The 20,627-nt window shown below is 40.8% G+C and carries 17 protein-coding genes and 1 tRNA gene; 14 read left to right on the forward strand and 4 right to left on the reverse strand.

The window, feature by feature from the left end; translation table 11 throughout:
* Nucleotides 1–6: 6 nt before the first annotated feature.
* From ABD769_RS01160 to ABD769_RS01190, 7 genes are all read left to right on the forward strand, one after another.
* Nucleotides 7–1,737: a RagB/SusD family nutrient uptake outer membrane protein gene (locus ABD769_RS01160; RefSeq protein ID WP_344848603.1), complete on the forward strand. Its 1,731-nt coding sequence runs from the start codon at nucleotides 7–9 to the stop codon at nucleotides 1,735–1,737.
* Between the two features lie 133 nt (nucleotides 1,738–1,870).
* Nucleotides 1,871–4,162, forward strand: a complete 2,292-nt coding sequence (locus ABD769_RS01165; RefSeq protein ID WP_344848606.1) for a glycosyl hydrolase family 95 catalytic domain-containing protein — start codon at nucleotides 1,871–1,873, stop codon at nucleotides 4,160–4,162.
* 3 nt (nucleotides 4,163–4,165) lie between these two features.
* Nucleotides 4,166–6,271 (forward strand): polysaccharide lyase family 8 super-sandwich domain-containing protein, encoded by a 2,106-nt coding sequence (locus ABD769_RS01170; RefSeq protein ID WP_344848608.1) that lies wholly within the window; start codon nucleotides 4,166–4,168, stop codon nucleotides 6,269–6,271.
* Nucleotides 6,272–6,292: 21 nt separating this feature from the next.
* Nucleotides 6,293–7,477 carry a glycoside hydrolase family 88 protein gene (locus ABD769_RS01175; RefSeq protein WP_344848611.1) on the forward strand — a complete coding sequence of 395 codons (1,185 nt, stop codon included), beginning with the start codon at nucleotides 6,293–6,295 and terminating at the stop codon, nucleotides 7,475–7,477.
* A 151-nt stretch (nucleotides 7,478–7,628) separates the two neighbouring features.
* Nucleotides 7,629–8,852: a DUF2264 domain-containing protein gene (locus ABD769_RS01180; RefSeq protein ID WP_344848614.1), complete on the forward strand. Its 1,224-nt coding sequence runs from the start codon at nucleotides 7,629–7,631 to the stop codon at nucleotides 8,850–8,852.
* Between the two features lie 84 nt (nucleotides 8,853–8,936).
* A complete protein-coding gene (gene kduI / locus ABD769_RS01185; protein ID WP_344848617.1) occupies nucleotides 8,937–9,776 on the forward strand; it encodes a 5-dehydro-4-deoxy-D-glucuronate isomerase in 840 nt (279 codons plus the stop codon).
* Between the two features lie 70 nt (nucleotides 9,777–9,846).
* Complete coding sequence (locus tag ABD769_RS01190) at nucleotides 9,847–10,611, forward strand: SDR family NAD(P)-dependent oxidoreductase (protein WP_344848620.1); 765 nt, start codon at nucleotides 9,847–9,849, stop codon at nucleotides 10,609–10,611.
* 137 nt (nucleotides 10,612–10,748) lie between these two features.
* On the opposite strand, the gene ABD769_RS01195 is transcribed toward ABD769_RS01190, so the two are convergent.
* The 4 genes from ABD769_RS01195 to ABD769_RS01210 form a co-directional block, all read right to left on the reverse strand.
* A complete protein-coding gene (locus tag ABD769_RS01195) occupies nucleotides 10,749–11,375 on the reverse strand; it encodes a carbonic anhydrase (RefSeq protein WP_344848623.1) in 627 nt (208 codons plus the stop codon).
* Nucleotides 11,376–11,435: 60 nt separating this feature from the next.
* Nucleotides 11,436–11,945, reverse strand: a complete 510-nt coding sequence (locus ABD769_RS01200) for a flavodoxin family protein (RefSeq protein ID WP_344848626.1) — start codon at nucleotides 11,943–11,945, stop codon at nucleotides 11,436–11,438.
* A 260-nt stretch (nucleotides 11,946–12,205) separates the two neighbouring features.
* Nucleotides 12,206–12,814 (reverse strand): hypothetical protein, encoded by a 609-nt coding sequence (locus tag ABD769_RS01205; protein WP_344848629.1) that lies wholly within the window; start codon nucleotides 12,812–12,814, stop codon nucleotides 12,206–12,208.
* A gap of 308 nt (nucleotides 12,815–13,122) precedes the next feature.
* Nucleotides 13,123–13,767 (reverse strand): Crp/Fnr family transcriptional regulator, encoded by a 645-nt coding sequence (locus tag ABD769_RS01210; protein ID WP_344848632.1) that lies wholly within the window; start codon nucleotides 13,765–13,767, stop codon nucleotides 13,123–13,125.
* 78 nt (nucleotides 13,768–13,845) lie between these two features.
* On the opposite strand from ABD769_RS01210, the gene ABD769_RS01215 reads away from it, so the two are divergent.
* From ABD769_RS01215 to katG, 7 genes are all read left to right on the forward strand, one after another.
* Complete coding sequence (locus tag ABD769_RS01215) at nucleotides 13,846–14,535, forward strand: HAD family hydrolase (protein WP_344848635.1); 690 nt, start codon at nucleotides 13,846–13,848, stop codon at nucleotides 14,533–14,535.
* Between the two features lies 1 nt (nucleotide 14,536).
* A complete protein-coding gene (locus ABD769_RS01220; protein WP_344848638.1) occupies nucleotides 14,537–15,181 on the forward strand; it encodes a CatA-like O-acetyltransferase in 645 nt (214 codons plus the stop codon).
* Nucleotides 15,182–15,252: 71 nt separating this feature from the next.
* The gene (locus ABD769_RS01225; RefSeq protein ID WP_344848640.1) at nucleotides 15,253–15,459 is read left to right on the forward strand and encodes a hypothetical protein; all 207 of its coding nucleotides are present in this window, start codon (nucleotides 15,253–15,255) and stop codon (nucleotides 15,457–15,459) included.
* A gap of 124 nt (nucleotides 15,460–15,583) precedes the next feature.
* Nucleotides 15,584–15,657: transfer RNA gene (locus tag ABD769_RS01230), tRNA-Ala, on the forward strand.
* Between the two features lie 52 nt (nucleotides 15,658–15,709).
* Entirely contained in the window at nucleotides 15,710–16,249 is a 540-nt protein-coding gene (locus tag ABD769_RS01235; RefSeq protein WP_344848643.1) for a hypothetical protein, read from the forward strand.
* Nucleotides 16,250–16,690: 441 nt separating this feature from the next.
* Nucleotides 16,691–17,992, forward strand: coding sequence for a M12 family metallopeptidase (locus ABD769_RS01240; protein WP_344848646.1), 1,302 nt, complete (start codon nucleotides 16,691–16,693; stop codon nucleotides 17,990–17,992).
* 243 nt (nucleotides 17,993–18,235) lie between these two features.
* The gene (gene katG / locus ABD769_RS01245) at nucleotides 18,236–20,503 is read left to right on the forward strand and encodes a catalase/peroxidase HPI (protein WP_344848648.1); all 2,268 of its coding nucleotides are present in this window, start codon (nucleotides 18,236–18,238) and stop codon (nucleotides 20,501–20,503) included.
* Nucleotides 20,504–20,627: the final 124 nt, after the last annotated feature.

Here is a 20,627-nt window from a genome sequence, read left to right on the forward strand (position 1 = left end):
ATGATCATGAAAAAGAAAATTTCAATCATAGCCATACTCGCTTTCATGGTGGTAACCTATTCCTGCAAAAAAGGTGGGTTATTGGATGAGAGTACCCTGACTACCCTGAATGAAGAGACAACCTTTGCCGATAGCATCAATACGCAGGCATTTTTAACCCGTATTTATCAGCAGGTAGGTTTTCAGTATGATATACAATACCTTGATGCAGGCGGCCATTCGGGTGCAGCTGATGAAGGTGTTGCCGGCCGTTACAATGGCACCCAAAACTCTGCCGTAGTGATTGCCTTTGGTTTGATATCAAAAAGCTCAACCAATTCCGATTTTATCAATATGTGGTCGGTACCCTATCAGAATATCAGAAGGGTAAATGTACTGTTGCAGAATATCGGGGGAGCACCATTGAGTGCAGCAACGAAAAAAGGCATGATTGCAGAAGCAAGGTACCTGAGGGCATGGTATTATTTCCTGTTGATCAGGGCTTTTGGAGGTGTACCTTTGCTGGGCGATAAGGTTTATGATATTACTGAAGATTTTAGCTTAAAAAGATCAACCTACCAGGACTGTGTAAATTACATTGTTTCTGAATGCGAGGCTGCCAAAGCAGATCTGCCTACCAGTGCCACCATTTTGCCGCAAAATTATGGGCGCATTACCCAGGGAGCCTGCATGGGGTTAAAATCGAGGGTGCTGTTATATGCTGCAAGCCCATTGTTTAATGGCGGTCAGCTTGCCCCCTCAGGCGAATTACATGAGCTTACCGGTTACAACGCTTACGATAAAGAACGTTGGAAAAAAGCTGCAGACGCCGCCCTTGATATCATCAATACCGATAGTTATTCTTTATATGTAGATAATGGACCAACCAACAGACCAGGATATGGTTTTTATAAGGTTTTTCAGATGCGGGTTAACAGCGAATACCTGTTTGCCGCAATGCGGGGTGCACAGCGCGAGTTCGAAAGCTTTTTGTTGCCTCAAAGCAGATCCGGCGGTTATGCCTTTACTGTAAGTCAGCAAACGGTAGATAAATTCCCTATGATCAATGGAAAAGCCATTAACGAACCTGGTTCTTTATACGATCCGGCAAATCCATACGCGAACCGCGATCCACGTTTTGCCAACTCTGTAATTTATAACGGCTCACCATGGATTTTAAGTGGCAATAATGCAGCACCGGTATATACTTATGTAGGTTCTGGTACTACTGATGCGGTTAGTGGTCCGCTTGGATTCAATACAGGTTATTTCCCCCGTAAATATCTTCTAGAAAACTCTACCGGAAATGGCGAGCGTTGCTGGGGCTTGATCAGATATGGCGAAATCCTGTTAAATTATGCCGAAGCGCTTAATGAATACAGCGGACCGGTTGAAGAGGTTTATGCTGCTTTGAGGAAAATCAGGGAGCGTGCAGGAATTACCGCAGGAACTGATGGGAATTACGGCATTAAAGCCGGTGCAACGCAGGAAGAAATGCGTGCCATTATTCAAAAAGAGCGCGATGTAGAATTATTTATGGAAGAACACCGGATGTGGGATGCCAGAAGATGGAAAACCGCCGCTGTGGATTTTGAAAAACCGATCAGAGGGGTGAAGATTACCAAAACAGGCAATACCTATAACTACGAATATGTAGATGTGCGCGAACATCATTTCCCGGCCAATTACGGCCTGTTCCCGATGCTGGCCTCAGAGATTGCAAAAAACACCGCCTTGATCCAAAATCCTGGCTGGTAGAAATAGAAAAAACATCAGATTGATCTGATAATAAAATGGTTAGTGTGTAGTTAGTTGGAGCCACCTTGCGTAGCTTGGTGGCTTTTTTACAACGCCTGCATGATTGCAGAAAAAGCGAAAATCAAATTGAAAAATGCCGTTTAACAAACCTTCAAAATACAGCTGTACAATAATCAGATTATCCTCATTGTTGCTGGTGCTGCAAGTTACTTTAACCTTTGCGCAAGTGCCTTCAAAAGAAGTGAACTGGCCTGTTTTTATGGCTAAGCAAAATTTAAAATGGGATAATATCGCAACCGATTATTACAGTGGTATCATCCTCGGTAACGGGCTGCTCGGTACCAATATTTATAAAGAAAACGACAGTTTGATCCGCTTTGATATCGGGAGGAGCGATGTGGTAGATCACCGCGAAAAACTAATGCCCGATGCAGGTAAATTATATACACAGGGGCGTTTACCAATTGGTTATTTCACCCTCAAAACTTCTGGTAAAATAACCGGAGCTAAAATGGAACTGGATATCTATAACGCAGAAGCTAGGGGTACAATAACCACAACCCTCGGCACCATTACTTTTAAAGCCTATGTTGCTGCAAATCAGAATGTCATCAGTATTTCGCTTAACGCGGCACAACAGGAAAAAGTTTCGGCATGGGGATGGAATCCCGGCAAAAGCATCAGTCCGAGGTACTTACAAAGCTACCCTACAGATAAACCCGCAAATTATCCGGAAAATCCGCAGGTAAAAATCACCAGCGAAAACGGTTATACCATTTGTAACCAGCCCCTGCTTAACAAAGGGGGGTACACAACCGCATATAAGATTACAGGCAATGCCACATCAGGCAAATTGCTGGTAAGCGTGGGTTATGATGCATACAATACCTTAGACGAAATATCGGAGGCATTAAATAACCTTAAAAACTTTAAAGATAACACCGAAAGTATTGCCGCACACCGCAATTGGTGGCACCATTATTACCAGCAAAGTTTTGTGGCCCTGCCCGATAAACGCATGGAAAATTTTTACTGGATACAGTTATACAAGTTGGCCTCCGTTACCCGGGCAGATAAACCCATTGCCGATTTAATGGGCCCATGGACAACTGCCACACCCTGGCCGGCCATCTGGTGGAATTTAAATGCGCAGCTTACCTATTCACCCATTTTTACCGCCAACCATTTAGAACTTGGTGAATCCTTATTTAAATCTTTAAACGATAATAAGCAGAATCTCATCAATAATGTGCCCGCACCATGGCGCAATGATGCTGCTGCAATCGGAAGGAGTTCATCATACAACCTGATTAGCCAGATAACCGAAGCAGAGATCAACAAAGGAACATTCGAGCCTGCCAACCTCACCTGGATGTTGTATTACTATTATCAATATTATGCTTACAGCAAAGATGCGCAGACCCTTAAAACGAAGATTTACCCTTTGTTAAAAAGATCGGCAAATTTTCTGATCCATCAGCTTAAGCAGGATGAAAAAGGCATTTATCATTTTCCGCTATCTTATTCGCCCGAGTATAAAAGTGCCGAAGATGCAAACTATACCTTATCCAGCCTCAGTTGGGCATTACAGACCTTAATTAAGGTAAATCAGGAACAAAAGCTAAATGACAGCGACGCAGAACAATGGGAAAACATCCTCAAAAACCTCGTACCCTTCCCGGCAGGTGATACCGGATTTTTGATCGGTAAAGATGTTCCTTTAAACAGCTCGCACCGCCATTATTCACATTTATTAATGATTTATCCTTATAGCATCATAAACTGGGAACAACCAGAAAACCGGGCTATAATAAGTTTGTCGCTAGATAACTGGCTTTCGCGCAAAAGTGCACTGGCAGGATTTTCCTTTAGCGGGGCAGCCTCCATTTACGCAGGCACAGGAAACGGCGATATGGCTTATCAATGGTTAAATGAACTGTTCGATCGCTTTGTGCAACCCAATACCCTGTATCGCGAATCTGGTCCGGTAATAGAAACTCCTTTGGCGGCAGCAACGTCTATACAGGAAATGCTGATCCAGAGCTGGGGAGATAAAATCAGGATTTTTCCGGCTGTGCCATCAGGCTGGAAAGAGGTATCGTTTAAACAGCTCAGGGCAGAAGGAGCCTTTTTGGTAAGTGCCGATATGCAAAACGGGCAGACAAAAAATATAAAAATAAACAGTTTAAAAGGGGGCGCGTTAACGTTGGTATCCAACATGGATAAATTTTCTATCCATTCAAATAAACGTAATAAAATAGACTATCAGGTGCAGAAAGAAGGCGAAAAGATCAAAATTGAAATTAAAAAAGTCATAATTGGAGAAGTGATCAGCCTTGTTTCTACTAGCTTTGAAGATAAAACAACATCGGGATTGCCATACAGTCTATACCCGAACTGGTTTTGGGGCTTAAACAACAAATAACACATGGTTACGATAAATAAAATTACAGATTTAACCAGATCAGCCTCAAAAATGAATGGATTTAGCGTATTTATACTTATCCTTTTCCTGATAGCTGTCAGTTTCGGGGCAAAAGCGCAAAATGAGCCCTATAATACCATTCTAAGCCGGATTAATGCCGATTTGCAAACTTTTGTGAAGGATAAGGCACTGAGCGACGAAATAGCCAATCACCTTAAAAACCTGAATACCGACGGCAGCTGGGCTGATATCAATTATAATGATGCGCAATACGATCCCCTGAAACGGATTAAAGATATGGCAATGGCCTATATCCGCCCCTCAAATAAGCTTTATCAAAATACCAAACTCTATGGTGCAATTGTTAAATCGCTTCAAAACTGGCTCGATAAAAACCCGAAAAATAAAAACTGGTGGTACAATGATATTTTTTATCCGCAGGCCATTGGGCAAAGCCTAATATTGATGCGCAGTGCCAAAACGCAACTTCCTGCCGGATTGGAAAACGCATTGATTAAAAGAATGATCCGGAAGTTAAAAACAGGTGACGGGGCCAACACCTCAGATGAAGCCTTACATTTTCTGTACAGGGCCTGCCTGACCCAAAATAAAGCCACTTTAGATTCTGCCGCAAAATACCTTTTTGAGCCTGTAGCCATTACCGACGGAAAAGAAGGCGTTCAGGCAGATGGAAGTTATTACCAGCATGGCAAACAACAGGCTATTGCCAGTTATGGGCGGGTATTTGCAGGCAATTCGGTTAATGCGGCCTTTTATTTACGCGGAACGGAATATGCTCTGCCAAAAGATCAGATGGCTATTCTGGTCAACTACCTTAAAAATACTTTCCTTAAAACAATAAGGGGCTCTTTTTACGATTTTAATGTGCGCGGCAGGGGCATTAGCCGTAAAGATTCGTTGAGCAGCGGCATGGGCGGTATGGTCAATAAAATTAAACTTTTCGATCCCGAAAATGCTGCTTATTGGGATGCTTCGGTCAAGCGGACATCCGGAACAGCGGCGCCTGATTATAAAATTGAACCATCGCACACCCAGTTCTGGAAAAGCGGATATACCCTCCATCTTCGGCCGCAATACACCTTTAGTGTGCAAACGGCATCAACAAAAACCTTACGTACCGAAAGGGGAAATAATGAAAACATACTGGGTAAATTTCTTGCCGATGGGGCAACCAATATCCAGCGTAACGGATCGGAATATGCCAACCTGATGCCGGTTTGGGAATGGGATAAAATTCCCGGTACCACCAGCAGGGATTATCCTGATGATAATGGCGCAACCATAAAAAAAGACTGGGGCATTCCCGGAACGACCAAATTTGTTGGCGGAGTAAGCGACGGTAGGTATGGAGTATCTTGCTACGATTTAAATTACGATAGCGTACAGGCCAAAAAAGCATGGTTCTTTTTTGATAAAGAAGTGGTTTGCCTAGGTGCAGGCATTAAAAGCAACGCTAACGAAAACATCACCACTACCATTAACCAAACCTGGTTGCGGGGAAGTGTAGCGCAGGGTAAAACCAAAAATGAACTATGGGTAACCCATGATAGTATCGGGTATATTTTTCCACAGGATGCTAATGTAGAAATCAGCAATAAGGCACAAACCGGAAGCTGGTACCGCATCAATCATTTTCAAAGCAAAAGCGAATTGAAACACGATGTATTTAAAATCTGGCTAAATCATGGTAAAAATCCTCCAAATGCTGTCTATCAATATATTGTAGTGCCGGGCTTAGATGCATCGGGCTTAAAAAAATACAACCGCACCATGATCCGGATTTTAAAGAACACAGCAGAAATGCAAGCCGTACAACATATCGGATTAGATATGCTGCAAGTCGTTTTCTATCAGGCAGGCAGCCTGTCAGCCGATGGGATATTGCTCACTGTCGATCAGCCTTGTACACTGTACATCAAAAACTTAAACAGTAAAAATCCTGCTCTTTATATTGCTGATCCGGCGCAGGAACAAAAGAACATTAATGTTTCGCTAAAATTGCCTGGCTTAGCTAAAACTCAGAATATCAATTGCAATCTGCCGGGTGGTGCACAATCAGGTGCTACGGTAAATTTCAACCTTAAATAATTTTCAGATACAATAATAACTATGAAAAACCCCAACTTAATTACCGCATTGCTCATGCTAACAGGGCTAAGTGTTTTTGCCCAGACAGAAAAAAAGCCGATGGCTCAATTGATTAACGACGAATTTAAATTTGCTGCCGGTCAATATCAGGTGCTGGCCAAAAATATTCCGGCAGGTAAAACACCACAAAGTTTCGATAAAGGGAAATCTGTAAACTATGATATTAAATGGTGGTGCAGTGGCTTTTATTCGGGAAGTTTGTGGTACATCTACGAACAAACCAAAGATGCCAGTATCAAACAGGAAGCCGAAGCAGCCTTAAAAGTAATAGAGCCTAACCAAACCTATACCGGAAACCACGATCTGGGTTTTATGATGTACTGCAGTTTCGGTAACGCCTACCGTTTAACCGGCAAACCAGAATACAAAGCGGTGATCCGGCGTTCTGCAGAATCTTTGGCTACCCGCTATCGTCCGGCTGTAAAATCAATCCAATCGTGGAATAAGAGCAAATTATGGGAATGCCCTGTAATTATAGATAATATGATGAACCTCGAAATGATGAACTGGGTAAGTGATAACGGCGGGGACAAAAAATATAAAGAAATTTCGGTTACACACGCTAATACCACACTAAAAAACCATTTCCGCCCCGATTTTAGTTCTTACCATGTGGTTGATTATAACCCCCAAACCGGAGAAGTAATTAGAAAAGCCACCTGGCAGGGCGCGGCAAATTGTTCAGCATGGTCGCGTGGACAGGGCTGGGCACTATATGGTTATACCATGATGTACCGTTTTACCAGAGATGAAACCTATTTAAAACAAGCCAAAGGAATTGCACATTTCATTTTAAACCATCCGAATTTACCTGCCGATAAAATTCCTTTCTGGGATTTTGATGCACAGGGCATTCCTTTTGCCAAACGCGATGCCTCTGCAGGGGCATTAATGGCCTCGGCATTGTTAGAGCTTGGACAATACACGTCAGGCAGCGAAAAAAACGAATTTAAATCTGCAGCCGAAACCATGATCTATTCGCTTTCGAGCAGTGCTTACCATGCAAAATTGGGTGAAAATGGCGGCTTTTTATTGATGCACAGCACAGGTGCCTATCCCCTGAACAGCGAAATAGATGTACCGCTTGTTTATGCAGATTACTACTACTTAGAGGCTTTGGCGAGGTATAAAAAGTGGTATTTGTAGAATTGATAAACGATAGGGTTTAAATAAAAAGATTCGTCATTGCTTCGTCGGCTGAAAAAGCCTTCTCGCGATGACGACTTTTAGCAGCTTGTCATCGCCAAATCATTGTATATTAATGGAAATCGAATTAAAATAGATTAAAACAAAATTGATGAAATATAAACTGATTTTTTCTGCCCTGCTTATTTTTTCGCAGTTGGCTTATGCACAAAAGAAAGCCAGTACCGGTGCCGAAGACCGTGCTTTTTGGGTGAAAACTTTAAATCGTATTGCTTATCCGGTAATCCATAACCTGGCCAACCAAACCTTGAAAAAGAACATGCCTTTAGAAAAAGCTCCTGGTTATGGTTTAAATGCCGCCAAAGTAACTTATTTAGAAGCTTTAGGCCGCACCATTGCTGGTGTAGCGCCCTGGCTGGCCTTGCCCGATGATGATACCGCAGAAGGTACACTCAGAAAAACCATGCGTACCGAACTTTTAAAAGCCCTGGCCAATTCGGTAAATCCCGAAAGTCCCGATTATATCAGTTACCGTTCAGAAAGTCAGCCTATTGTGGATGCCGCTTATGTTGCCCATGCTTTTTTACGTGCACCAAAAGCATTATGGGAGCCACTTGATGAAACCACTAAAAAGAGATTTATAGAAGAATTTAAGTCTTTGCGTACCCGTAGCGGTGCCTATAATAACTGGCTGTTATTTTCTGGCCTCACCGAAGGTTTTTTATTGAGCATTGGCGAACAGTACGATCCTGCACGTGTGCAGTTTTCGATCAATAAAATGAAAGAATGGTACGTTGGCGATAGCTGGTACAGTGATGGCGAAAAATTCAGTATGGATTATTACAATTCTTATGTGATCCACCCGATGCTGGTTGATTTGTTGAAAGTGTTGGTTGATAAGAAAAAGGCACAACAGGCCGATTACGACCTTGCGCTAAAAAGGATGGTCCGCTATTCTGAATACCTGGAAAGGATTATTTCCCCGGAAGGTACTTATCCTGCTTACGGCCGCTCCATTACCTACCGCACAGCTGCCTTTCAGGCTTTGGCACAAACCGCTTTGATGGAAAAACTGCCCGAATATGTAAAACCTGCGCAAGTGCGCGGCGCATTAACCAGGGTGATGCATAATCTTTACGATGGCAACCAGAATTTTGATGACAAAGGATGGTTGGTGCTGGGCTTTAACGGTCACCAGCCTGAAGTAGCCGATACCTATACTTCTACAGGAAGTTTATACATGGCTACACTTGGTTTTTTAACCTTAGGATTGCCCGCCAATAATAAATTCTGGACAGATGCACCCGCCCCATGGACCAGTTTAAAAGCCTGGAGCGGAGAAAGCATAAAAAAGGATTATAAAGTTGAGTATTAATACCAATAATAAATATCGTATAAATATATTTGCCATAGGATCTGATATGAGTTCGGGTTCTACATCAAATTCAATTTTTAACCAATGAATAAATTCGAAAGCCGTTACGCTCAAAGCCCTAAGGAAGTTAAACACATGGATACCGCAGCCTTGCGGGAAAATTTCCTGATCGAAAACGTATTTGAGGCAAACCAGGTAAATTTAACCTTATCTCATTTTGATAGATATATTGTTGGCGGTGCAATGCCTGTTGATCAGAAAATTGCATTGCCAAATCCGGATGATTTAAAAGCGACTTACTTTTTAGAGCGCCGGGAATTAGGAATTATCAATGTTGGTGGAAAAGCAATTGTTACTGCTGATGGCGAGACATATGAATTAGATTATAAAGAAGCATTATACATCGGTAAAGGAACAAAAGAAGTATTTTTCGAATCAGCTTCACCAGGCGAAGCCGCTAAATTATACATCAATTCTGCACCTGCACACCATACTTATCCAAACAAAAAAGTAAGCAAAGCCGAAGCCGAAATTGTAGAATTGGGTACACCTGAAACAGCTAACCATAGAATCATTAATAAGTTATTGGTAAATAGTGTATTGCCAACCTGCCAGTTGCAAATGGGTATGACCGAATTAAAATCGGGCAGTGTATGGAACACCATGCCGGCACATACGCACGACAGAAGGATGGAAGCTTATTTCTATTTCGAAGTTCCGCAAGGGCAGAGTGTTTGCCATTTTATGGGACAGCCACAAGAAACCCGTCACATCTGGATGCAGAACGATCAGGCGGTAATTTCGCCAAACTGGTCTATTCATTCAGGTGCTGGTACAAGCAATTATACCTTTATTTGGGGTATGGCAGGCGAAAACCTCGATTATGGCGATATGGATCACTGTGCCATTACCGAACTGAAATAATTATTGCTTACCGTCATCTCGACTGAAGCGTAGCGGAATGGAGAGATCTAAAAACTGAACTTTAAACATCATGTCGAACATATTTAATTTAGCAGGTAAAACTGCATTGGTTACCGGTTGTAAAAGAGGCATTGGTAAAGCCATGGCTTTAGCTTTGGCCGAAGCAGGTGCCGATATTATCGGTGTTTCTGCCAGTTTAGAACTGGAAGGAAGTACTGTAGAAAAAGAAGTAACCGCATTGGGCAGAAAATTTTATGCTTATCAATGCGATTTTGGTAAACGCGAAAATACCCTGGCCTTCGCAGCACATGTAAAAGCCGATCATCCGGTTATTGATATTCTGGTAAACAATGCCGGAACCATTTTACGTAAACCAATTGCCGAACACCCGGATGAATATTGGGATGAGGTAATTGCGGTAAACCAAACTGCTCCATTTATTTTAACACGCGAAATTGGTCGCGATATGATTGCAAGAGGTAGCGGAAAAGTAATTTTCACAGCATCTTTACTGTCGTTCCAGGGGGGGATTACCGTGCCTGGTTATGCAGCAAGCAAAGGTGCAATTGCCTCTTTAACGAAAGCTTTTGCAAACGAGTGGGCTTCAAAAGGTGTTAATGTAAATGCCATTGCACCAGGTTATATTGCCACCGATAATACGTCGGCTTTACGCGAAGATCAGGACAGAAGCACTTCAATTTTATCTCGTATCCCTGCCGGAAGATGGGGAACACCTGAAGATTTTAAAGGACCAACATTATTCCTGGCCTCACCAGCAAGCGATTACGTACACGGAACAATTTTAACCGTTGATGGCGGTTGGATGGGAAGGTAGTTTAGTCCTTAGCCCGGAGTCTTTAGTCCTCAGTCGATGATTCAGAGTTCAAATAAGTCAAGTTTTTAAAACTTGACTTATTTTTTAAGTTTTTATACGGTCTGGACTGAGTACTCTGGACTCATGACTCATGTGAACTAATAAAGATTATAAATTTCCTTAATGTCCTTCAAAATAGCTTCAAAATCGATTTTTAAGTCAATTAATTTACCTGTGTGGATATCGAAAACCCAGCCATGCACGGTTATTCCGCGTTCGGTAATCGCTTCCTGTACTGCTGCGGTTTTTAACAGGTTTACGCATTGCTCCTGAACGTTAAGTTCTACCAGGCGGTTATAGCGCGCACCTTCATCTTCAATCGCATTTAATTCGTCTTTGTGGATGCGGTAAACATCACGAATATTTCTTAACCAGGGGTTTAAAATGCCCATATCGGCTGGTTGCATCGCCGCTTTAACACCGCCACAGTTGTAATGGCCGCAAACCACGATATGATTCACTTTTAAGTGACGTACAGCGTAATTTAAAACCGTCATCACGTTTAAATCTACGTTGTTTACCAGATTGGCCACATTGCGGTGTACAAAAGCCTGACCAGGCTGTATGCCCATTAAATCTTCTGCCGTAACCCGGCTATCTGAACAGCCGATGTACAAAAATTCTGGACTCTGCCCTTTAGATAATTCGGTAAAATAATCAGGATCGATAGCCAGTTTATTGGCAATCCATTTTTCATTGTTCTTAAAAACGTCTTCTACATTCATGTTTGTGCTTTAAATAGCGTTTTTGGATATGTAAATTATAATAAGCGTTATTTTCGATTTTTATGTAGTTATAAAACTAAAAAAAGATTTTCTGATTTCTGCAAGTTTTTCGTCAGTAGGTGTGTCGTCCGAATTAAAATAGACGTGCCCCTTATAATCCATTTCCATATAGTTGGCTGTCATAAAAAAAGGTGTCGTAAATCCATCAGGAAGATCTGCATCTGTACCCACTGCAATTAATTGCACCGTTTTCCCTTTCAGGTTCCTGCCTACTTCTTTATTTAAAGTTACCCAATCCGTTAGCCTGTCGAAAAGGTTTTTCATCCTTCCGCTCATGGCATACCAGTAAACCGGGGTAGCGAAAATAATGTGTTTATGGTAAAGGATTTCCTTCGCAAACGTTTCAAAACGATCTTCCGCGGGATATTGGTTCTCGTAACTGTAGGGCATAAAATAATGCTCCAGCAAATTTAACTGGTCAAAAGCAATTTCTTCGGTAAGTTTGCCGATAAATTTCTGGGTATTCCCGTTTAACCTCGCACTTCCATTTATAATCAAGATATCGGACATCCTTGTTTTTTGTTTAAATAACAAGTTTTGTACTTAAATGTTTAATGGTTTTACAAGTAATGTAATGAGAAAGCATAAAGTGAATTCAATAAAAAGGCTAAAATAATGCCTTCTATACAACAAAGCCGTCATCTCGATTGTAACACAGTACCGAAGTTTCGGGAGGGAGAGATCTATCAAACAGATTTCTCGGCTGCGTTGTACCCGGTAATTATCGGGTCCGTTCGAAATGACGACTTATTGTAGTATTCTAATATTTTTTAGCTGGCAACCGCTACCGCATTTTTATTAATGTGGTTGGGAAGCTCTTCGAGTGTATATAAGTTAACCAACGATTCTCTCAATACGTTTTTTGCATTGTACCAGGTGTTTTCTTTGGTAAAATGGCATGCACCATTGCTCAGTTCAGTAATAATTGCACCAATTAATGTAGCAAAATGGTTTTCGAAAACATCGCCGGGATGGTATTTTATAGAAAAAACCTTGCTGTAGTTTTGAAGTTGTGATTCAACCTCTGCACTCAGTTTTACCGGTTTGGCAACTTTTCTTTTTTTCTTTTTAAATAATCCTAATATCTTTTGGATAAAGCTCTGTTTAATGATTTTCTCTTTAAAAAGCTTTTTCTTGTATTCTTTAAGATCAAAAGATTTAAGTGATACGCTAAAATTAAGTTTCAGGTTATTTTCGTTAAATATTTCAAGGCTTGGTTTATCCCATTTAAAAACAATTGGCAGATTACCGTTTGTGTTTCTGAATGAAAATGAAGAATTGAGATCCAGAACATTTTCGTGTTCATTTAACCGTTTTAAAATGGTTGGAATAAGATCGTCTGTTAAAGAGTTAGTGTAGATGTTAATGTAAGCACTCATGTTAAATTAAGATTAGCTGAATCGTTGTAAATAGCGGTAAGCCTTAGCGTTACGCCTTATTAAATGATAATTAAGGATATCATTGTATTGTTGAGCCTTCTGTTTTTTAAACAGATCAACTCCAATACCGATTAACTTGGTGATCTTAAAGAGAATTGGCGGTTTTGGTTTTTCATTTGTATATATGGTTGTTTGTGTGTTTTGTTTTAGCAGTGAAAATAATTTATGACCTAAACGGGCAAAAATACCGAAACGTTACAATTATTTTACAAATATCTTTTAAGCAATAATTATACCATAATACTATTCTAGGTTTTTAACCTTTCGAGCAGTTTTTTCATATTGCTGAGCTGTAAAATATTTTTAAATTCAGGGGTGTCGAAACCTCCCTTATCGGTCACTTGTTTCAGGCTTCTGTTAAAGCTTCTTACAGATATGCCTAAGTAGGCCGCCATGTCTTCTTTCGAGATCGAAATGTGCTCGTCGGCCTGGAGTTTAAGCAGTTTTAAAAGTGCATATTCTAATGTGTATAGCTGCTGGAATGATGCACGTGTACTGGTTTGTATAATCCTGGTCGATAGCTCCTGGAGTAAGATTGTAGTAAATTCACTACTCTTGCTGATCAGTAAATGGAAAAGAGAATCAGGAATTACATAGGCGGTAACCTCGCTTATTGCCGCAACATTACACAAACAATCCATCTTTTTTATCGCCTCCAGCTCGCCCACAACTTCGCCTTTTCCCAAAAATTCGATAATAAAATCCTTCCCGTTTTCCTCAGAAATAAAACACTTGCTTATTCCGTCTTTAATCACGTAAATATTACTGATTTTTTCGCCCTGTTCAATAAAGCGGTACCCTGCTTTAAAATTTTTAAGCGTAATGTTTACTTCATCATTTTCTGCACAGAAACGTTCGATAAAGGATAAAAAGGTAAGGTTTGTACGTAACATATTCTATCAACCGAGACAAATGTCCTTTTTTAAAGGATCAGGTCGCGCTATTTTTGTGCCACTAAAGTAAGCATAACAATGAAAAATAAGATTACCGTAATTGCTTTTGATGCTGATGATACGCTTTGGGTAAACGAACCTTATTTCCGTGATACCGAAGAGCAGTTTGCCGATCTTTTGGAAGATTTTGTGCCCCGCCACAGCATTATGGCCGAATTGTATAAAACAGAAATGGCCAATTTGCCGCTTTATGGTTATGGTATTAAGGGTTTTATGCTGAGCATGACGGAAACGGCCATGCGGATTACAATGGGGAAAATTGACCCCATAATTGTGGAAAAAGTACTCGAACTGGGGAAAGAAATGCTCAATAAACCTGTAGAGTTGTTAGATGGAGTAGAAGAAGTGTTAAAAGCTTTACATGGAAAATATAGATTAGTGGTGGCTACCAAAGGCGATTTGCTCGATCAACAGCGAAAACTTACTAAATCGGGGCTTGATCATTATTTTCACCACATCGAAATTATGAGCGATAAACAGGAAAAGGATTATCAGAAACTGATCAGGCACCTGGATTGCAAAGCCGAAGAATTTTTGATGCTGGGCAATTCCCTAAAATCGGATATTCTGCCCGTGCTTAACATTGGTGGTCACGCAGCTCACATACCTTACCACACTACCTGGGTACACGAAAGCATCGATCATACCATCGAACACCCCAACTTTTATGAAATGGGAAGTTTGGCTGAAGTTTTACCAAAATTATAGAATGAAAGAAAAAATAGATATCAACACCTGGATCAGAAAAGATCATTTTAAATTTTTTAGCGCCTTTGAAGAACCTTTCTTCGGCGTTACCGTAGATGTAGATTGTACCGCTACCTACGAAGAGGCAAAAGAAAACAATATTTCGTTCTTTTTGCTTTACCTGCATAAATCGCTCGTTGCCGTAAATAGCGTAGAACCTTTTAGTTACCGCATTATAGATGGCGAAGTTTGGAAATACGATAAGGTAAATGCTGCGGCAACCATAAACCGGCCAAATGGCACCTTCGGATTTGGCTATATGGATTTTTGTGAAGATTTTGAAACATTTAAAACCGAAGCCAATAAAGAAATCGAAAAAGTACAGGCAACTACAGGTTTAATCCCTTCTTCATCCGGCGAAAACGTAATCCATTATTCGGCTTTGCCCTGGTTAAACTTTACTTCTTTATCGCATGCCCGTAATTATTCTCATCAGGATAGCTGCCCGAAAATATCTTTTGGAAAGGTTCGTGAAGAAAACGGAAGAAAAATAATGCCGGTATCTATTCATGTAAACCATGCCCTGATGGATGGATACCATGTTGCCCAGTTTGTAGATGCCTATCAGGATTTATTAAACAAAAAAGAAGTTAACGCTTATATTTAGCTTCGCGCTTTAGGAAATTAAACCTAAAAAATATTTAATACCCGGTTAATATTGGGAATTTATTTTCGGTAATGTTTATAGCAGCCGTTATTATTCCGTTCTATCTCCTGGCGATGGTAGGCATGTGTTACATGGATACTGTGTATAAGGCCATTATGTTTTTGGTGATGCTGTTGATTGCTACGTTTATATTGTTTTTATTTGTTAATTACCCTTTACAGTCGGCTATTGCAGTAATCTGTTTTATGGCAATGTTTGCTTTTAAACTGAAAGATTAATTAAAAAGATGAATTATCATTTGCAATCGAGAAAGTATTTGCTATTTTTGCTGCACAAGCAGGAAGCTTGTTTTTTAATCACCGGCTTGGTCATTCTGAATTGGTTATTGAGATTTTAAAATCCGGGGGATTAGCTCATTTGGCTAGAGCGCTTCGCTGGCAGTGAAGAGGTGATCGGTTCGAATCCGATATTCTCCACCTTTAATTAACCTTCTAAATTAACTTTTAGAAGGTTTTTTTATGTTAAAAAATGATCACTAAGTCCGGATGTATGCCTATGATCAGGTCAAAATTTACCACCTATCAGATTATTGGTCAGTTTGTACTAACTGCCATTTTAATTGCATGTGTTCGGGCATTTTATGGAAATCTTCATGCTGCCAGGCCTGTTCCATTATTTTCGCGCTCAGGTTTGCCTGTTATCTTCTGTACCATAGTGTTACCAGTTTACATCATAGCTCAAATGAAGTTAAACTATAAAACCACGATCATCGACACAGATTTAAAAACGATTTCTTTTAAAATGTTCTTATTGCCGATAACCAGAACCTATCCCTTTGGGTATTTTGAAGGTTATATTAATACCGTTGTAAAAGATAAATATGGCGAATACAAATGCTTTTACCTGGTAAATGAGGGAAAGCTAATGTATAAAATGTCGGGCCGGTTTTACAGCAATATAGATCAGCTTCATGAGGGTTTATCTTCCCTGAAAGATCTGGGTTTCCTGAAATTATCAGCTTCCTTGTCTATAAAAATAGCCTTTAAAAAGCGGATTTTAGCAGCATAAAAAACTTCAATCTTTTATATTTTAAGTTTTATTAGTAGATAAGCACACATCATCTACCGATACACTTCAAATCGACGGCCTGGCATGCGGCCCGAAAGATCTTGCGAAACACTACAAAATTTTACCGTGTCTTCTTAATAATATAATACGCGCTCATTTGTTTGTATTTTTATATCAAAATATGGTATAATCTGGTTAATAATCAGCCATTTTAAAGTTTAGTATTTATTAACTTCGTTTATGTTGATTTGTAAATTGCTGTAGGATAGATGGTTTTGTGTGTTAATGCGGTTGAGGAGACCAGGTTTGCTTTTTAAGCATTACTTTTTAAAAACACCATCTTGAGGTAGGGTAAATCTTGGTTTTTCGGCTTAACGCTAATGAAAGGTTAAGCAAATATGTTATTAAAACTTAATTATCTCTAACCATAAAACAAAACTAATGAAAACAAACAAAAAGATTTACCTCGGCGTATTTTCGGCCATCCTGCTCTGTATTTCAGTTTTTAGCTGTAAAAAACAAGGTATCGAAAACGGTGTTGAACCCACTGTTAAAAAATCGGATCAAATGCATGAGTTTAATTTCGGTGGAAACAAAATCCTGATCAAAGAAGACAAAGGCACTTATTACCTCTCAGATGACATTATCTTAACTGAGCAACAATTTAACCTGTTAAAGGCCAATAGTAATGCGGCAATGTCGAGCACGGCAAGGGCGTTAATTATGAACTCACTGGTAAAACGGTGGACTAATTCGATTGTGTATTACAGCCTCAGCAATCTCGGTGCAGATACTGCCTCATCACTCAAAGCCATGCAGTACATTGCAAGGGTATCGCCACTTACCTTTGTTCAACGCACTTCTCAAGCCAATTACATCAATTTTGTTAAATCTACCGGGAATAGCTCATCAGTAGGGATGGTTGGAGGGGCCCAGAATCTCAATTTATACAATTACAATACGCCCGGAATTATTATACACGAAATATTTCATGCTTTAGGCGTCATGCACGAGCAGTGCCGGACTGATCAGAGCAGTAACGTGGTAATCCATCCCGAAAATATTCCGGACGATAAGGAGTTCAATTTTAACCAGGTTTCGGTTAGCGGCTATACCAATTATGGTAATTTCGATTTCGAGTCGATCATGATGTACGAGCCTTATGCCTTTTCGAGCAATGGCCAGCCTACCATTACCAAACTCGATGGTTCTACCTATCAAACCAGTTATCCGGCCGCTAATATGTCGCCTACGGATATAGCTGGCATTAACCAGTTGTACACCGGTTTTACCTATACCGGATTACCGGCAAACATCAGTTACGAAATTGCTTCGGCGCTGGATAATACCAAACTGTTAAATGTACCAGGCAGCGCTACTGCCGATGGTACCCAGATTATTCTTTATACCGATGGAAACACCAACAATGCCAGGTGGAATGTGACCAAAAATGCTGACGGATATTACACCTTGTCGCCTTTACATGCATTAAGCAAAGCGCTTACAGTGGTTGGCAATGGTGTAGCAAATGGAACGAAGCTCGAAATCAGGACCAATACCGGCGACCCCACCCAGCAGTTTAACATCACGCCTGAAGCCAGTGGTTATTACATTATATCGCCCCGCAGCGTGCCTTCAAAAAATGTTGACGTTCCGGGCAGCAATACAGCCAACAGTACATTGCTTAATATCTGGAGTTATGGAGGTGCAAATAACCAGAAATTTAAATTTAATACGTTTTAAAATCATCTCTGCATAAACCTGTCTTATTATGCCCCGGAAAGTTTAAATACTTAACGGGGCATTTTATTTGCAGTAGGCCAAGCGTTTCAACACTGCTAAAAACCTGATATAGAATCATAATAGATTCTAACTATTTCATTATAGAATTAAATGATTGGGATTAGTTATTATGATTCTCTAAATTTATATTATTACTGTTCAACAGCAGGATATTTAGCTTTTTATTAACAAAACATTATACATATGGAAAAAGAATCGAACGACATCAGTAAATGCCCGTTTCATAATGGTAGCATGAAGAGCAATGTAGGTGGCGGTGGTACCAGAAACAACGATTGGTGGCCAAAACAATTAAAACTGAGCATTTTGCGTCAGCATTCTGGTTTATCCAACCCAATGGATGAAGATTTTAATTATGCTGAAGCTTTTAAAAGTCTGGATCTGGATGCTTTAAAAGCAGATCTTCATGCACTGATGACTGATTCTCAGGATTGGTGGCCGGCAGATTTTGGTCACTACGGTGGCTTATTTATCCGTATGGCCTGGCACAGCGCCGGAACTTACCGCGTGGGCGATGGTCGTGGCGGTGCAGGAGCAGGTTTACAACGTTTCGCACCATTAAACAGCTGGCCTGATAATGTGAGTCTTGATAAAGCCCGCCGTTTACTCTGGCCTATTAAACAAAAATATGGCCGTAAAATTTCGTGGGCCGATTTATTGATTTTAACCGGAAATATCGCATTAGAATCGATGGGTTTTAAAACCTTTGGCTTCGCAGGTGGAAGGGAAGATGTTTGGGAAGCTGATGAATCGGTATATTGGGGTTCGGAAACGACCTGGCTGGGTGGCGACCTCCGTTACGCACATGGATCTGATGGTGCAGATAAAGCTCATGGCGTATTGGTTAGCGATGATGATGCCGATGGTGATGTACACTCGCGTAACCTCGAAAAACCACTTGCTGCGGTACAGATGGGCTTAATTTATGTAAACCCTGAAGGGCCGGATGGCAATCCTGATCCAATTCTTGCTGCAAAAGATATCCGCGATACCTTTGGCCGTATGGCGATGGATGATGAAGAAACTGTGGCTTTAATTGCAGGCGGACATACTTTTGGTAAAACCCATGGTGCCGCTTCGGCAGATCACGTAGGTAAAGAACCTGAAGCTGCAGGTATAGAAAGCCAGGGTTTGGGCTGGAACAACAGCTATGCTTCTGGTAAAGGAGCCGATGCCATTACCAGCGGATTAGAAGTAACCTGGACCACCACACCCACCCAATGGAGCAATAATTTCTTCGAAAACCTTTTTGCTTTTGAATGGGAATTAAGTAAAAGCCCGGCTGGTGCACACCAGTGGGTGGCTAAAAATGCAGAAGCGATTATCCCTGATGCTTTTGATAGTTCGAAAAAACATTTACCAACCATGCTCACCACCGATCTTGCTTTAAGGTTAGATCCGGCTTACGAAAAAATATCCAGACGTTTCTTAGAAAATCCTGATCAGTTTGCTGATGCTTTTGCACGTGCCTGGTTTAAGTTAACGCACCGTGATATGGGCCCGATTGCCCGCTACCTTGGTCCTGATGTGCCTCAGGAAGAATTGCTTTGGCAAGATCCGATTCCTGCAGTTGATCATGCATTAATTAATGAGGGTGATATTACAGGTTTGAAAGAAAAAATCCTTTCAAGTGGTTTAAGCATCTCCGAACTGGTTTCTACGGCCTGGGCCTCTGCTTCTACTTTCCGTGGTTCTGATAAACGTGGTGGTGCAAATGGTGCACGCATCCGTTTGGCTCCGCAAAAAGACTGGGCAGTAAATAATCCTGCTCAACTGCAAAAAGTGTTAAATGTGCTGGAAAAAATTCAGCAGGAATTTAATGGTGCTCAGTTTGACGGCAAAAAAGTTTCACTCGCCGATTTAATTGTATTGGGTGGTGCCGCTGCGGTAGAAAAAGCTGCCGGACATACTATTACTGTTCCTTTTACACCGGGCAGGGCAGATGCTTCGCAAGAACAAACTGATGTAGAATCATTTGGTTATTTAGAACCTGTTGCTGATGGTTTCCGCAATTACCGTAAATCAAAATCTCCGGTGTCTACTGAGGAATTTTTAATCGACAGGGCACAGTTGCTTAATTTAACGGCGCCTGAATTAACGGTATTGGTAGGTGGTTTACGAGCACTCGATACCAATTTCGACGGGTCAAAAAACGGGATCTTAACTGATAAACCGGGCCAGCTGACTAACGATTTCTTTGCAAACCTGCTGGATATGGAAACCCAATGGAAAGCCATTGCCGAAGATAAAGAGTTGTATATCGGCAGCAGCCGCGCAACTGGACAGCCAAAATGGACGGCCACCCGTGCTGATCTTGTATTCGGTTCTAATTCCGAATTAAGGGCAATTGCAGAAGTTTATGCCAGCTCAGATGCACAACAGAAATTTGTAAAAGATTTTGTAGCTGGCTGGAATAAAGTAATGAATGCAGATCGCTTTGATTTGAAATAATTTTAGAATAATTTTTCTCGTCATTCCCGCGCAGACGGAATCTTAATGCCTTTAGTTTTATGCATTAAGATTCTTAATCTGGTTGGGAATGACGATTTTTCTGACTGAAATTAAATTATAATTG

Source organism: Pedobacter jeongneungensis (genome assembly GCF_039538295.1).
GTDB classification, from domain to species: Bacteria; Bacteroidota; Bacteroidia; order Sphingobacteriales; family Sphingobacteriaceae; genus Pedobacter; species Pedobacter jeongneungensis.